Below are 14,335 nucleotides of genomic sequence, written 5' to 3'. Positions count from 1 at the left end.
ATTGTATGGCGAATCAGGCGCCGCCGCCGGTCGGCGGGGAATTGGTGTGTCCCTGATATTTGGGCGCGACGCCCGGATCCGCCGCGGTTGCAGCCTCTGTATTAATGGATGTCAGAGGTGCCGCTGTGGGCCATCGCGGGAGGAGGGTAGTCTTCCTGGTCGGATGCCATCTGCCCCTGGATCTGCGCCTGCTGCAACTCCTGTTCAACCTGGGCGCGGGTTTCAGACTGGTGCGACATGACGGGGGGTGGATAGTCCTCGTCGCCGAACGTGTACTGGCCGTTGGCCTTGGCCTGGGCCAGTTCGGCGCTGACCTGGTCCGCCGTCTTGGCGGCGGGGGCGGCATAGGTGACGCGCCAGTCGCCATAGAGGTCGTGGGTGTACTGCGTGGTCTGGGCCTGGACGGCCCCGGCGGCTGCAATGCCGGCGCATAGCAATAAGGTCTTGCTGAGGGTCTTCATGAAACGCTCCTGGCAATCAAAGCTTGCGGCCATTGCGGGCCGCGCCTACGCCCGCGATGCTGTCCGCGGGCGATTCCTGGATGCAGGAAAGCCTGGCCCGGCGCGCCGCGATGGCGCGCGCCGGGCCTTTTCCAATTCGACCCGGCGCGCGGCGCGGCGTTGCACGCAGGACGGCCTTGTTGCAAGGAAGCTGTTTCAGGCGTGCAGCACAGCTGTCAAGCCACTTTCATGGGGACGCCGCGGGCTCAGTGGCCGTGGCCGGCGGCCGGGGCGGCTGCCGCGTTCAGCGGACGCGCCACCGCGTCCACCGGCACGCGCCGCTGGCGTTTGTCGGCATCCTCGACGATGAGCGTCAGGGCGACGTGCTCGCCGGGCGAGATCTGGCCGGCCAGGTCGATCAGCATCACGTGATAGCCACCGGGCTTGAGCTCCACGGCCTGGCCCGCGGGCAGGGCGATGCCCGGTACCTGGCGCATCTTCATGACGTTGTCCTGCATCGCCATTTCATGGATTTCCACGTGTTTGGCCGCCTGCGATTCCACGCCGACCAGGCGGCCGCCGGAGACGGAGGTCAGGCGCATGAAGACGCCGGTGGCGTGCTGGCTGGGCACGGTGGAGCGCACCCAGGCGTCGTCCACCTTCAGGGCGGCGTCCTGGGCCAATGCGGCGGGGCTGGCGCCGGCCAGGGCGCAGAAGGCCAAGGCGGCGGCCGCCAGGGATTTGATCGCGGTGTTTTTCATGAGGGTTGCCTCTCTATATATGGATTCAGGTCAGAGCACGGTGCGCAGGTCGTCCACGCATTCCTGCGCGCTTTGCTGATGGCGCAGGGCGATGCGCAGCTTGCCGCTGGCGTCGATGACGTAGGTCAGCGCGGTGTGGTCCATGGTGTAGGACGAACCGGTGGCGACCTTCTGGTAGAAGACCTTGAATGACTGTGCGGCGGCGCGCGTCTGTTCGGCATCGCCGCGCAGGCCGACGAAGTCCGGGTCGAAGGCCTGGGTATAGGCGCGCAGGATTTCCCGCGTGTCTCGCTCAGGATCGACGGTGATGAAAAGGACGCGCAGCTTCTTGGCGTCCGCGCCCAGCAGGCTCTTGATCTCGACGGCGCGGGTGAGCGCCGTGGGGCAGATGTCCGGGCATTGCGTGAAGCCGAAGAACAGCATGATCGGCTGGCCGGCGTAGTCGGCCAGCTTGCGTTCGCGGCCTTCGGTGTCCTGCAGCTGGAAGTCGCCGGACGGCATGCCGGAAAGATCCATGCCGTGCAGCTTGGGCGCATCGGGGCCGCAGCCTGCCAGGGCCAGCAGGGCGAAAGAGGACAGCAGCAGGCGGCGCCGCGGATCGGGCGCATGGGAGCGCGCCGCGCCGGCGGGCGCGCGCAGAAGGGGGGAATGCATGAAAACCTCGTCGCTTGACGGTTCGTCCAGGGGCGCGGCGGAGCCGCGCGTTGTGGCGGAGTCAGACGAGGCGTGGCGGGGCGCGCGAACCCAGCGGCGGACCCGCGGCGGCGGGCGCGGGCGGGGTGGCGCTGGCGGGCGCGGGCAGTGCGTGCCGGCCAGCGGCTAGCAGCAGGGGAGTGAGCGCGGGGGCGGGTGCGGGCGCCACGTGCGCCAGCAGGCCGAAGGGGCAGAGCGCACCGGCATCGGCGGTGTCGTGGCCGGCCTTGCCCTTGTCTTCGGGCGACAACGCCAGTGCCAGCGTCGAGACATCGCCGGCGGCCGAGCAGAACGTGACTTCAAGCCGGCCGTCGTGCAGCGCCCGGGCGTCGGGCATGTAGCCCGCCGGCACCAGCGCGCGCAGCGCCAGGGCCAGAAGCGCCAGCCACAGCACGCCCCGCGCGCGTGCGGCGCTGCCGAGGTGCTGGAGGCGGATCAGGCGGGTCATGGCGGCATTCTATCCCGCGCGACGGGCGCAAGCATCTGACGCCAGCGCCCATGGCGCGCCAAAATCTTGGTACCCTTGAACGCACTCAAATCCCCGACATCCCACTCAGTGCCCCAGGTTTCAGTGCTTTCCTCGTCCGCCCAGACCCTGCCTCTTCCCACGTTGCCCGCCGTCGTCCGCCAGGGCAGGCCGTCCTTCCGCCTGTGGATGTGCGTGCTGGCCGTGGCGCTGCTGGCCCTGCTGTCCGCCTGCGGCACCACCAAGGTCCAGCCCGGCTACTACCGCGTGCAATCGGGCGACACGCTGACCCAGATCGCGCGCAAGCAGGGCACCAGCGTGAGCAATCTGGTGCGCTGGAACAAGCTGTCGAATTCCAATTCCATCGAAGTCGGACAATTGCTGCGGGTCGAGCCGCCGGCCGGGCAGGCCAGCACGTCCACCGCGCCCAGCAAGGCGCGCGGCAAGCCTGCGCCTTCGCCCAAGTCGTCGACCTCGACCGCCAAGCGCCGCACCGCGCCGCCGGGCGCAATCTCGCTGGTCTGGCCCGCCCAGGGCAAGGTCACGCGCGGCTACGACGGATCGGGTTCCAACGGCATCGTCATCAGCAATTCCTCCGGCACGCCGGTGGTGGCCGCGGCACCGGGCACAGTGGCCTATTCCGGCAGCGGCCTGCGCGGCTATGGCCACCTGGTCATCGTCAAGCACAACGCCAGCTTCCTGAGCATCTACGCCCACAACAGCAAGCTGCTGGTCAAGGAAGGGCAGCGCGTCAGCCAGGGGCAGAAGATCGCTGAAATGGGCAATAGCGACAGCAAGCAGGTCGGGCTGTATTTCGAGCTGCGCTATGACGGCCAGGCGGTCGATCCGGCGGGGTCCCTGCCGCCGAAGTAGGCTGATCTACAGCGCGGCTTCCTGCGTCAACGTCGAGATGAACGCCGCCGTGCGCGGGTCGGCCGGCTGGCTGAACAGCGTGCGCGAATCGCCGGATTCGACCACCGTGCCGTCCAGCAGGAATACCACCTCGCGCGACACGCTGGCCGCCAGCCGCAGGTCGTGGGTGGCCATCAGCATGGTCATGCCTTCGGCGGCGAGCTGGCGCAGCACGTCCACCACTTCGGCGGCCAGGCCCGGATCCAGCGCCGAGGTCGGTTCGTCGCACAGCAGCACGCGCGGCGCGGGCGCCAGCGCGCGGGCGATGGCCACGCGCTGCTGCTGTCCGCCCGACAGGTTGGCGGGCCAGGCGTCGCGCTTTTCCAGCATGCCGACCTTGCGCAGCAGTTCCTCGGCGCGGGCGCGCGCGCGGTCCTGCGGCCACTTCTGCACGGTCAGCAGGCCTTCCATGACATTGCCGATCACGGTCTGATGCGGGAACAGCTGGAAGTTCTGGAACACCATGCCGGTCTGCTTGCGCACGCGCTGGACCTGATCGCGCGAGAGCTTGTGGCCGGGTTCGAAATGCACCGTTTCCGGGCCGATCTCCAGCGTGCCGCGGTCCGGCACTTCCAGCAGGTTCACACAGCGCAGCAAGGTGCTCTTGCCGCTGCCGGACGGGCCGATCAGGGCGGTGACGCTGCCTTCGGCGATGCTCACGTCCACCTGCTTGAGCACGGGATTGCCGCCGAACGCCTTTTCTATCTTTTCCAGGCGGATCATCGGTTTTTCTCGGTAAAGACCGCGTGCTGGCCGAAGCGCCGTTCCAGGCGCACCTGCGCGGCGGACAGGACGGAACTGAACACCAGGTAGATCAGCGCCGCCTCGGTGTACAGGATCAGCGGTTCATAGGTCACGGCGGCAATGCGCTGCGCCGCCTGGAATATCTCGGGCACGGTCAGCACCGCCGCCAGCGAAGTGTCCTTGACCAGCGCGATGAAGGAATTGGACAGGGGCGGCACCGCCACCCGCGCCGCTTGCGGCAGGATGGTCCGGCGCAGCGCCTGCGCCCGCGTCATGCTCAGCGAGTACGCCGCTTCCCACTGGCCCTTGGTGATGGACTCGATGGCGCCGCGGATCACTTCCGAGTTGTACGCGCCCACGTTGAGAGTGAAGCCGATGAGCGCGGCCGGCAGCGGATCCAGCACGATGCCGACGCTGGGCAGGCCGTAGAAGATCACGAACAGCTGCACCAGCAGCGGCGTGCCCCGGATCAGCCAGACGTAGAAACGCACCACGGCCACCAGCGGCGCCGGACCGAACAGCCTGATCAGCGCGACCACGAAGGCCAGCGCCAGGCCCAGCGCGAACGACATCAGCGTCAGCGGAACCGTGAACACCAGCCCCGCGTGCAGCAGCGGCCAGAACGAGTCCAGCATCAGCTGCACCCAGGCCGGCACCGCCCAATTGCCAAGTTGCGCCAGCAGCCAGTCGGGCAGGACGGATTGCAGCCAGGGGGGTAGCGTCATGTGCGCTCCGCTCGCTTATTGCGCCGACAGGTCCGTGCCGAAATACTTGACCGAGATGGTCTTGTAGGTGCCGTCCGCCTTGATGTCGGCCAGCGCCTTGTTGATGGCGGCCTGCAGTTCGGGGTTGCCCTTGCGGATCAGCACGCCCGAATTGCTGAACTCGGCGGTCTTGTCGGTGGCGGCAATCTTTACCTTGGCATTGGGCTTCTGCTTCTTGAAGTCCAGGAACGACAGGTTGTCGTTCACCGTGGCTTCGACGCGGCCCGAGGTCAGCAGGTCGATGGCTTCGTTGAAGCCCTGCACAGCAATCACTTCCGCGCCATGCTGTTGCGCCAGCTTGCCGAAGTTGCTGGTCAGCGTGTTGGCGGATTTCTTGCCCTTCAGGTCGTCGAAGGATTTGATGCTGGTGTTGTCGTCGCGCACGATCAGCACGGCGGCCGACGAGATGTAGGGATCCGAGAAGTCGTACTTGGCGCGGCGCGCGTCGGTGATGCCGACCTGGTTGATCACCGCGTCGTAGCGCTTGGCGTCCAGGCCGGCGATCAGGCCGTCCCATTTGCCTTCGACGAATTGCGCCTTGACGCCCAGGCGTTCGGCGATGGCGCGGCCGATGTCCACGTCAAACCCGGTAAGCTGGCCGGATGCGTCATGGAAAGTGAAGGGGGCGTAGGTGCCTTCGGTGCCGATCTTGAACACGCCGGCGGATTTGATCTGGTCCAGTCCGGATTGGGCATGGGCCGCGGACAACGCGGCGACCTGGACGAGGCCGGCGACGAACAGCGTACGGAAGAGTTTCATGGCGGTGCTCCACGGATGGCAGATATCTCGGGTGGAGAGCATCCGTGCCTGCAATGCCCTCCGGCGTAGCCGCACTCTAACAACGCGTCTATTTTTCCACAAAGCATAAGGAATAGTAAAAATATAGCGGCAAGTCATATGGCGATACCCTTGCTCCGGCGCTTGCCGCCGGGGTCCATCCAGGCAGGACTTCAGTGGAGATCGGTGTGGAACAGCAATGGAACAGGCGGGCTTTCATGATGGCGGCCGCCGGCGCGGCAGCAGCAAGTGCAATGCCTGCCCAGGCCGCGGACGGTACGCGGCTGATGCCGGGCAGCGGCAGCATCACGCAGGTGGCGGGCTTGCGGGTGGGGCACTACACCGATACGCGCCGGCCCACGGGCTGTACGGTCATCATCGCCGAGGCTGGCGCGACCGCCGGGGTCGACGTGCGCGGCGCGGCGCCGGGCACGCGCGAGACCGACCTGCTCAATCCCGTCAATATGGTGGAGAAAGTGCATGCCGTGGTGCTGTCCGGCGGCAGCGCCTTCGGCCTGGATGCGGCCTCGGGCGTCATGCGCTATCTGGAGGAAAAGAAGATCGGCTTCGACGTGGGCGTGGCGCACGTGCCCATCGTGCCTTCGGCCATCCTGTTCGACCTGGGCGTGGGCGACGCCTCGATCCGGCCTGACGCGGCCGCGGGCTACCAGGCCTGCAAGTCGGCCACGGACGCCGCGCCACAGGAAGGCAACGTGGGCGCGGGGGCGGGCGCGACGGTGGGCAAGCTGTACGGTCCCAAGCGCGCCATGAAGGGCGGCATCGGCAGCGCCTCGCTGACCGTGGCGGGCGTGACGGTGGGCGCCATCGTCGCGGTCAATGCGGTGGGCGACGTGGTGGACCCGGCCACCGGGCGCGTCCTGGCTGGCGCGCGCACTGCCGACGGCAAGATGTTGCTGGATACCCGCGCGGCGATCCTGGCGGGCGATCTGCCCAAGTCCATGCGCCCGGGCACCGCCACCACCATAGGACTGGTCGCCACCGACGCCAAGCTCACCAAGGCGCAGGCGCAGAAGATCGCCGGCATGGCGCACGATGGCCTGGCACGCACCATCAATCCCATCCACACCATGCTGGATGGCGACACCATCTTTGCGCTGGGCACGGGCACGTCCGGCAAGCCAGGCAACGTCATGCTGCTGGGCGTGATGGCGGCCGAGGCGATGGCGATCGCGGTGCAGCGCGCCATCCTGTCGGCGCGCGCGCTGGAGGGCTATCCGGCGGCGGTGGACTTCGTTTCCTGATGGCCGCGTGTCCTGACCTCGGCCTGTCACACAAGGGCGCCATCATGGATGGCGCCGGCGCGTGGCCGGCTGGCGGAGGGCGTGCATGTACAAGGGCGAACGATTCAACGGCGCGACGCACCTGGCCGGCCTGGCGCTGGCGGTGGCCGCATCGGGCGCCCTGATCGCCCGCGCCGCGGAACTCAAGGTGGATACGCGGCAGGTCATCGCCTGCGCCGTGTTCGCCGCTTCGATGATCGCCGTCTATGCCTCGTCGGTGCTGTTCCATTGCTCGCGCGGCCGCCGCAAGGCCTGGTGGGCCAAGGCCGACCATTGCGCGATCTACCTGCTTATCGCCGGCACCTACACGCCGCTGGCCTACGGGCCGGTGGAGCACGGCTGGGGCGCGGCCATGGGCGTGGCGATCTGGCTGTTGGCGGCGGTGGGCATCAGCCGCGAGCTGTGGTGGGCGCGCGGCGCGGCGCCGGCCCTGCCGTTGTATCTGGCGATGGGCTGGCTGGGCGTGATGTTCGCCGCGCCGATCGCGGGCGCCTTGTCCGCGGCCGGACTGGCCTGGCTGCTGGCGGGCGCGGCGGTCTACACCGCCGGCACGCTGTTCTACGCCAACGACCAGCGCTGGCCGCATGCCCATGGCATCTGGCACCTGTTCGTCATGGGCGGCACCGCCTGCCACTTCGTGACGGTGTTCGGGTTCCTGCGGCTGAGCCCGGCCTGAGCGGGGCTTCAGCGGGCCGCTAGCGCCAGCTTGCCAGCGGCAGCATGCCGCCGCGGTTCTTCACTTTGCGCATGACGATATGCGAGGACAGGTTCCGCACGCCCGGGATCTTGCTGAGCTTGTCTTCGACGAACTGCGAGAACGCCTTCAGGTTGCGCGTGCACACCGTCAGGATGTAGTTGGAGGCGCCAGTCACGATGCTGGCCTCGGTGATCTCGTCATGCAGGGCGATGCCGGCCAGGAATTCTTCATGCCAGCCCGGACGCGACTGGTCCAGCGACACGTGGACGATGGCCTCCAGCTCGAAACCCAGTTTTTCGGCGTCCAGCACGGCGCGATAGTTGCGGATCAGTCCGCTTTCTTCCAGCGCGCGCACCCGCCGCAGGCAGGCCGAGGGCGACAGCGCCACCTGCTCGGCCAGGTCCTGGTTGCTGAGGTGGCCGTTCTCTTGCAGCCGGTAAAGAATTCGCTGGTCTATGGCGTCGATCTGCATGGTGCAATCAAATTCCAAAAAAGTTGATTATGTGCAATTCAATGCGGAAACCTAGGGTAATCCGCGCCTGAATTTGCAATTTATCAGCCTGATCGCGCTGATAGTATGTATCCAGAATATAGCCCCCCGGAGCACAAAATGAACACCCGTGAAGCCTGCGTAAATGCCGACCGCCAGGACCCCCTGGCGCCCCTGAAGGACCGTTTCGACCTGCCGCCCGGCGTCCTCTACATGGACGGCAACTCCCTGGGCGTGCTGCCCAAGGAGGCCGCCGGCCGTGCCGCCGCCGTGATCGGCCAGGAATGGGGCGCGGGCCTGATCCGCAGTTGGAATACCGCGGGCTGGTTCGAACTGCCCACCCGCCTGGGCGACAAGCTGGGCCGCCTGCTGGGCGCGCGCGAAGGCGAACTGGTCGTGACCGACACGACCTCGCTGAACATCTTCAAGGCGCTGGCCGCCGCCCTGCGCATCCAGCAGCACCAGCACCCCAAGCGCCGCGTCATCCTGTCCGAACGCGACAACTTCCCCACCGATCTCTACATGATCCAGGGCATGATCGACCTGCTGCAGCAGGGCTATGAAATGCGCCTGATCGACGATGAACTGCCGCTGGAAAAGGCGCTGGACGAGTCCGTGGCGGTGATGCTGCTGTCGCACGTGAATTACCGCAGCGGCCAGATGCACGACATGGCCGCCGTGACCGCGCTGGCGCACGAGCGCGGCGCGCTGGCGATCTGGGACCTGGCGCACGCCGCGGGCGCGGTGCCGGTGGACCTGAACGGCGCCGACGCCGACTTCGCCGTGGGCTGCACCTATAAGTACCTGAACGGCGGCCCCGGTTCGCCCGCCTTCATCTGGGTGGCGCCGCGCCACACCAAGGACTTCTGGCAGCCGCTATCCGGCTGGTGGGGCCACACGCGGCCATTCGATATGACCGTGGCCTACGAGCCGGCCGGCGGCGTGCGCCGCTATCTGTGCGGCACCCAGCCCATCGTGTCGCTGTCGCTGGTGGAATGCGGCCTGGACGTGGCGCACGCCGCCGACATGGCCGAGGTGCGCAAGAAATCCCTGGCGCTGGGCGACCTGTTCATCGCGCTGGTCGAAGAGCGTTGCGCAGGCCATCCGCTCACGCTGGTGACGCCGCGCAAACACGCCGACCGCGGCAGCCATGTCAGTTTCCGCCACCCCAACGGCTTCGAAGTGATGCAGGCCCTGATCGCGCGCGGCGTGATCGGCGACTATCGCGAACCCGAGGTGCTGCGCTTCGGCCTGACGCCGCTGTACTTCGGCTACGCCGATGTCTGGGATGCCGTGGATATCCTGAAGGACGTGCTGGACACGCGTTCCTGGGACAAGCCGGAATTCAAGCACCGCGCCGCCGTGACCTGAGCGCCGCAACACAACCCCATTGCGCGGGCCAAACCGGCCCTACATCCACAAAGAGAGCGCAGGACCTGGAGGAGACAATGCAACAACAAAAAGGATTCGGCCAGATCGCCGAACGCGAGCAGGGCCTGAAGCGGCGGCTGACGTCGGGGCAGATGAGCATGATCGCCATCGGCGGCGCCATCGGCACGGGCCTGTTCCTGGGCAGCAAGTTCGCCATCGGCTTTGCCGGACCCAGCGTGATCATCAGCTACGCCATCGGCGGCCTGATCACGCTGCTGCTGATGGGCTGCCTGGCGGAAATGACGGTGGCGCATTCCACCTCGGGTTCCTTCGGCGCCTATGCCGAGCACTACGTCGGCCCGCTGGCGGGGTTTCTGGTGCGCTACGCGTACTGGTCCTGCGTGGTGCTGGCGGTAGGCACCGAAGTTACCGCCGTGGCCGAGTACATGAAGTTCTGGTTTCCGGACGTGCCCGGCTGGCAGTGGGTCTGCCTGTTCTCGGCCGTGCTGATCTTCATCAACGCCATGAGCGTCAAGACTTTCGGCACGGTCGAGTACTGGTTCTCCACGATCAAGATCACCGCCATCGTCGCCTTCATCATCCTGGGCGCCTACGTGGTCTGGGGCAATCCGCAGTACGGCACCGCCCTGTACACCTCGCACGGCGGGTTCTTCCCGAACGGCGTCTGGGGCATGTGGATCGCCGTGGTCATTTCGATCTTCAGCTACCTCAGCGTGGAGATGATTGCGGTGGCCGCGGGCGAGGCCGAAGACCCCGAACGCGCGGTCAAGCAGGCGTTCCGCGCCACCATCGTCCGGCTGGTGGTGTTCTACCTGCTGACGCTGGCGCTGATCCTGGCCATCGTGCCCTGGGACGAGGCCGGCAAGGGCGGCAGTCCCTTCGTCAAGGTGATGCAGGCGCTGGAGATTCCGGGGGCGGCGGGCGTCATCAACTTCATCGTGCTGGTGGCGGCGCTGTCGGCCATGAACAGCCAGCTTTACATCACCACGCGCATGATGTTCAGCCTGTCGCGCGCCGGCCATGCGCCGTCCGCGTTCGGCAAGCTGACGCGCAGCGGCACGCCGCTGAACGCGCTGCTGCTGTCGACCAGCGGCATTGCCATCGCCGCGGTGCTGAACGTGCTGTACCCCGAGACCTCGTTCACGCTGATGATGGCGATTTCGATGTTCGGCGCGCTGTTTACGTGGATGATGATCTTCGTCACCCACTACTGCTTCCGCCGCCGCTGGGCGCGCGAAGGGGGCGGCAAGCTGTCGTTCCGCATGCCGGGCTTTCCGGTGCTGACCCTGCTGGGCGCGGGCGCGATGCTGGCGATCCTGGCCACCACCTACTTCACCAGCGTCTTCAAGATGACGCTGGTGTTCGGTGTGCCTTTCCTGCTGGTGCTGGCCGTGCTTTATCAGCTGCTGTTCCGTCGGCGCGGCGAAGCCGTTGCGCTGACCCCGCGCGGCCAGCGTTCCTGACATAGCTGCGCCCGGTTCAGACGCGGGCCTGAGGCGCAAGCCTCAGGCCCGTATTTCATGGCCGGGCTTCAGGCGCTGGCCAAGGCGGGCGCAGGCTGCTGCGCAGCCTGTTCCTGCGGCGCCGGCGCGAACACGCGCAGCCGGTGGCCGTCGGGATCCAGCGCCACGAAGGTGCGACCGAAATCCATATCGGTGGGCGCCTGCAGGATGGGCAGGCCGCGCAGGCTCCAGTCCAGGTGGCGGCGGTCCAGCGCCTGCGCGTCCGAAACGGTAAAGGCGAGTTCGGTCGCGCCGCCGCGGCCGGCAGCGGCCGGCTCCACGGTATAGCGCGACCACAGGCCCAGCATCAGGCCGGAATCCAGCCTGAACAGTGCGAAGGTGGGGGAGCTTTCGAGGGGCGGACGCTGCAGCAGGGCGCTGTAGAACGCGGCGCTGGCGGCGGGCTTTTCGACATAGAAAATCACGAAATTGGTGTCTGACATGATGCGCTCCGGGTGGTAGACGCGCTCATCTTAGACAGGGGTGCTGTCAGTTTTTGGCAGTAGCTTTTATCTGCATTTTCATCCGCATTGCTTGGGCGATCGGTCGATCGCGCGCCACTCCTTCAGCAGCGCATGGCGGCGCTTGGGATAACGCTCACCGGGCGTCAGCGTGGCGATGCGATCGGTGCGGAAATGGCGGAAGTCCTGGCGCAGTTCGCACCAGGCCATGACGATGCGCACGCTGTCGAAAAACCCCAGCGCGAACGGCCAGATCACCCGCGCGGAATCGGCGCCCTTGTCGTCGCGGTACGTGATGTCGATCTTCTGTTCGCAGCGTATGGCGTGGCGGATCAGCGACAGGTCCACGCGGTCCACCACCTGCATCGCGCTGGGCCCGACCAGCAGCGGTATCGCATCCAGCCCGTCGCGCATTTCCGCCGGCAGCACTGCGCCGATCTTGGCCAGCGCGTTGCTCGCGGCCTGCGCCAGGCGCGGGTCGGCCCGGTCCGCGACCCAGCGCGTGCCCAGCACCAGCGCCTCGATCTCCTCGGTGCTGAACATCAGCGGCGGCAGCATGAAACCGGGCCGCAGCACGTAGCCCAGGCCCGGTTCGCCCTCGATCTCGGCGCCCTGCGATTGCAGGGTGGCGATGTCGCGGTAGAGCGTGCGTATGCTGACGCCGAGGTCGGCGGCCAGTTGGCGGCCGCTGACGGGGCGGCGATGGCAGCGCAAGGTCTGCATCAGGCCCAGGAGGCGTTCGGTGCGGGACATGGGGGCGGGCGGGGATGGAGGATCCATAATGCTGCCACGAAATGGCAGCAGGCGGGGCTCCGTCCGCAACGGGATTTCAGGCCGGCGGCAGGGCCATCAGCCACTCGTGCACGCGCGCGGCCAGGTCCAGGCTGTTGCGGTCCATCATCAGCATGTGCGAATTGCCGGCGATGCCCAGCTCGGGCAGCGACAGCAAGGTGACGCAGGGATGCCGCCGCGCGAAATCGCGCACCCGCTCGCGCATGCGCGGCCAGCGCGGGTCCGTGTCCATGTTGTCGCCCATGAGGACCAGCGTGGGCGTGCGGTAGCCGGCGTCCAGTTGCGGGATGCTGGCCGGCTCCAGCGCCACCACGGCGCGCACCAGATCGGGCCGGGCGGCGGCCGCGCGGATGCCGAATACGCCCGCCTGCGAATGGCAGATGACGATCATGCGGCCGACCCGCTCCAGCAAGGCCAGATAGCCGCGCAGGACGGCGGCGTCGGTATGCACCCAGCGCGGCACCATCTGCGCGGCCAGCTCGCCGAAGGCTTGCACCGGGAACTGCGTGTTGCCATAGGCGCTGCCGGGGCCGGGGCGCGTGCCCGGGCGGCCGATGCGAAAGCGCGTGTAGCAGTCTTCCTGCGCCTGCACGATGGGCCCTTCCGGCCAGATCTCGGGGACCGGCGCGTAGCCTGAGCGGCCGCGTTCCACGGCATCGCACAGATAGGCGTCCCAGCCGCGGCGCAGGAAGGCATGGAGCCAGCCCTGGCGGCCATCGGGCGTGGTCTCCCACGCCGCGCCGGTCATGCCGCCGCCATGCCAGAAGGCCAGCGGCGGGCGGCCACTGGCCGGCTCGGCCAGGAAGTACTGCGCATACATCTGCTCGACGCGGTAGGTGCCGTTGGGGTCCAGCGCGACGGGCTGGCCGCCTTCGGCCATCACCACCTCGCGCCGCAGCAGGCCCGACAGGCTGACCTCGCGTCCGCCCACGTGGAAGGCGCCCATGTCGCGCAGCCGGATCGGCGCGAGCGCGTCCGATGCGTCGCGGCCGGGTTCGTCCGTCATCATTCGGCCCGGATGCGGTTGGCCTGGATCACGTCTTTCCAGCGCGCGGTCTCGGCCACCACAAAGTCGCCCAGCGCCTGGCGCGGCCCGGCGGCAGTCTCCACGCCCAATTCGCGCATCTTGGCGGCGACCTCCGGCGCCTGCAAGGCGTCGTTGAAGGCTTGGTGCAGCGCGGCCAGCGTGGCGTCCGGCGTGCCGGCCGGCGCCATGATGCCGAACCAGGGCGTGATCAGGAAATCGGCCACGCCGGCTTCGGCGAAGGTCGGCACGTCTGGAATGGCCGGCGCGCGCTTGGCGCTGGCCACGGCCAGCGCCCGCAGCTTGCCCGCGCGGATGTTCGCCAGCGAAGCCGGCAGGTTGTCGAAATACATGTCGACCTGGCCGCCCAGCAGGTCGGCCGCGACCTGCCCGGCGCCCTTGTAGGGAATGTGCGCCACATCGATGCCGGTGCGCAGCTTCAGCAATTCGGTGGCCAGGTGGGCCGAGCCGCCCACGCCCGACGAGGCCGAGTTCAGCTTGCCCGGATGGGCGCGGGCGTAGGCCAGCAGCTCGGCCACGGTCTGAGCTGGCACCTTGGGATTGACGACCAGCACGCTGGGCACCGTCCCGACCATGGCGACGGGCGCGAAGTCCTTGACGATGTCGTAGGGAGCGGGTTGGTAGAGCGAGGGCGCGACCGTGCAGCCGAAGGCGCACATCAGCAATGTGTAGCCGTCGGGCGCGGCGCGCGCCACCGCCTGCGCGCCGATATTGCCGCCGGCGCCGGCGCGGTTTTCCACGATCAGAGGCTGGCCCAGACGCTTGGCCAGGCTGTCGCTGAGGATGCGGGCCAGGATGTCGGGCGTGCCGCCGGCGGGGAAGGGCACCACCAGCGTCACGGGACGTTCGGGAAAGCCCGCCGCAGCGGCCGGCTGTGCGGCGCCCAGTAGCAGCGCAGCTCCGGTGAGCGCGGCCGCCATCCAGCGGCGGGGGGAAGCGCGCCAGCGCGCGGCGGTCAGGCCCAGGGGGATCATTGCGGCAGTCTCCGGAAAGTCGGGTCGGGTGCGGAAGGCCCCGATCTGCGCGGACTGTAGCCAAGGCTGACCGCCTTGCCCAATGCTGGCTGCGCAAGCTGTATATGTCGAAAACGGTATGGAA

General features: G+C 67.8%; 17 protein-coding genes. 5 read left to right on the top strand and 12 right to left on the bottom strand.

The annotated features are described in order from the left end of the window. Nucleotides 1–101 precede the first annotated feature (101 nt). The 4 genes from IB259_RS12785 to IB259_RS12770 all read right to left on the bottom strand — a co-directional run bounded on the left by IB259_RS12785 (nt 102) and on the right by IB259_RS12770 (nt 2,288). Complete coding sequence (locus tag IB259_RS12785; protein ID WP_054451655.1) at nt 102–461, bottom strand: DUF4148 domain-containing protein; 360 nt, start codon at nt 459–461, stop codon at nt 102–104. Nucleotides 462–706: 245 nt separating this feature from the next. Then, nucleotides 707–1,201: a copper chaperone PCu(A)C gene (locus tag IB259_RS12780; RefSeq protein ID WP_054451654.1), complete on the bottom strand. Its 495-nt coding sequence runs from the start codon at nt 1,199–1,201 to the stop codon at nt 707–709. A gap of 30 nt (nt 1,202–1,231) precedes the next feature. Further along, entirely contained in the window at nt 1,232–1,855 is a 624-nt protein-coding gene (locus tag IB259_RS12775; protein WP_192329186.1) for an SCO family protein, read from the bottom strand. Between the two features lie 61 nt (nt 1,856–1,916). Then, nucleotides 1,917–2,288: a DUF2946 family protein gene (locus IB259_RS12770; RefSeq protein WP_370528700.1), complete on the bottom strand. Its 372-nt coding sequence runs from the start codon at nt 2,286–2,288 to the stop codon at nt 1,917–1,919. Between the two features lie 261 nt (nt 2,289–2,549). On the opposite strand from IB259_RS12770, the gene IB259_RS12765 reads away from it, so the two are divergent. Then, entirely contained in the window at nt 2,550–3,233 is a 684-nt protein-coding gene (locus IB259_RS12765) for a murein hydrolase activator EnvC (protein ID WP_054451651.1), read from the top strand. Between the two features lie 6 nt (nt 3,234–3,239). Here the strand turns inward: IB259_RS12765 and IB259_RS12760 are convergent, their stop codons facing one another. The 3 genes from IB259_RS12760 to IB259_RS12750 form a co-directional block, all read right to left on the bottom strand. After that, nucleotides 3,240–3,995, bottom strand: a complete 756-nt coding sequence (locus tag IB259_RS12760; protein WP_054451650.1) for an amino acid ABC transporter ATP-binding protein — start codon at nt 3,993–3,995, stop codon at nt 3,240–3,242. Next, nucleotides 3,992–4,672, bottom strand: coding sequence for an ABC transporter permease subunit (locus IB259_RS12755; RefSeq protein ID WP_119451785.1), 681 nt, complete (start codon nt 4,670–4,672; stop codon nt 3,992–3,994). Before IB259_RS12755 ends, IB259_RS12760 begins: the two co-directional genes overlap by 4 nt. An 84-nt stretch (nt 4,673–4,756) precedes the next feature. Further along, nucleotides 4,757–5,539: an amino acid ABC transporter substrate-binding protein gene (locus IB259_RS12750; RefSeq protein WP_013395870.1), complete on the bottom strand. Its 783-nt coding sequence runs from the start codon at nt 5,537–5,539 to the stop codon at nt 4,757–4,759. 194 nt (nt 5,540–5,733) lie between these two features. Between IB259_RS12750 and IB259_RS12745 the strand changes: the two genes are divergently transcribed. Together IB259_RS12745 and IB259_RS12740 are read left to right on the top strand one after the other, a co-directional pair. Further along, a complete protein-coding gene (locus IB259_RS12745; RefSeq protein WP_217472147.1) occupies nt 5,734–6,819 on the top strand; it encodes a P1 family peptidase in 1,086 nt (361 codons plus the stop codon). Between the two features lie 85 nt (nt 6,820–6,904). Further along, the gene (locus tag IB259_RS12740; RefSeq protein ID WP_054451648.1) at nt 6,905–7,534 is read left to right on the top strand and encodes a hemolysin III family protein; all 630 of its coding nucleotides are present in this window, start codon (nt 6,905–6,907) and stop codon (nt 7,532–7,534) included. 19 nt (nt 7,535–7,553) lie between these two features. Here IB259_RS12740 and IB259_RS12735 read toward each other — a convergent pair whose 3' ends face one another. Further along, nucleotides 7,554–8,027: an Lrp/AsnC family transcriptional regulator gene (locus IB259_RS12735; RefSeq protein ID WP_054452258.1), complete on the bottom strand. Its 474-nt coding sequence runs from the start codon at nt 8,025–8,027 to the stop codon at nt 7,554–7,556. Nucleotides 8,028–8,165: 138 nt separating this feature from the next. Between IB259_RS12735 and kynU the strand changes: the two genes are divergently transcribed. Together kynU and IB259_RS12725 are read left to right on the top strand one after the other, a co-directional pair. Further along, entirely contained in the window at nt 8,166–9,416 is a 1,251-nt protein-coding gene (gene kynU / locus IB259_RS12730) for a kynureninase (protein ID WP_054451647.1), read from the top strand. A gap of 77 nt (nt 9,417–9,493) precedes the next feature. Continuing rightward, a complete protein-coding gene (locus tag IB259_RS12725) occupies nt 9,494–10,900 on the top strand; it encodes an amino acid permease (protein ID WP_054451646.1) in 1,407 nt (468 codons plus the stop codon). Nucleotides 10,901–10,968: 68 nt separating this feature from the next. Here the strand turns inward: IB259_RS12725 and IB259_RS12720 are convergent, their stop codons facing one another. From IB259_RS12720 to IB259_RS12705, 4 genes are all read right to left on the bottom strand, one after another. Then, nucleotides 10,969–11,382, bottom strand: a complete 414-nt coding sequence (locus IB259_RS12720) for a VOC family protein (RefSeq protein ID WP_054451645.1) — start codon at nt 11,380–11,382, stop codon at nt 10,969–10,971. Between the two features lie 78 nt (nt 11,383–11,460). After that, nucleotides 11,461–12,153 (bottom strand): YafY family protein, encoded by a 693-nt coding sequence (locus IB259_RS12715; RefSeq protein ID WP_192329185.1) that lies wholly within the window; start codon nt 12,151–12,153, stop codon nt 11,461–11,463. A gap of 76 nt (nt 12,154–12,229) precedes the next feature. Next, nucleotides 12,230–13,201 carry a hypothetical protein gene (locus tag IB259_RS12710; protein ID WP_192329183.1) on the bottom strand — a complete coding sequence of 324 codons (972 nt, stop codon included), beginning with the start codon at nt 13,199–13,201 and terminating at the stop codon, nt 12,230–12,232. Further along, nucleotides 13,198–14,211 (bottom strand): tripartite tricarboxylate transporter substrate binding protein, encoded by a 1,014-nt coding sequence (locus IB259_RS12705; RefSeq protein ID WP_119451776.1) that lies wholly within the window; start codon nt 14,209–14,211, stop codon nt 13,198–13,200. The genes IB259_RS12710 and IB259_RS12705 overlap by 4 nt, the downstream gene beginning before the upstream one ends. Nucleotides 14,212–14,335 lie beyond the last annotated feature (124 nt).

It is taken from the genome of Achromobacter sp. ACM04 (assembly GCF_014851465.1).
GTDB classification, from domain to species: Bacteria; Pseudomonadota; Gammaproteobacteria; order Burkholderiales; family Burkholderiaceae_B; genus Achromobacter; species Achromobacter aegrifaciens.
This window is presented reverse-complemented; position numbering and strand designations above follow the sequence as displayed.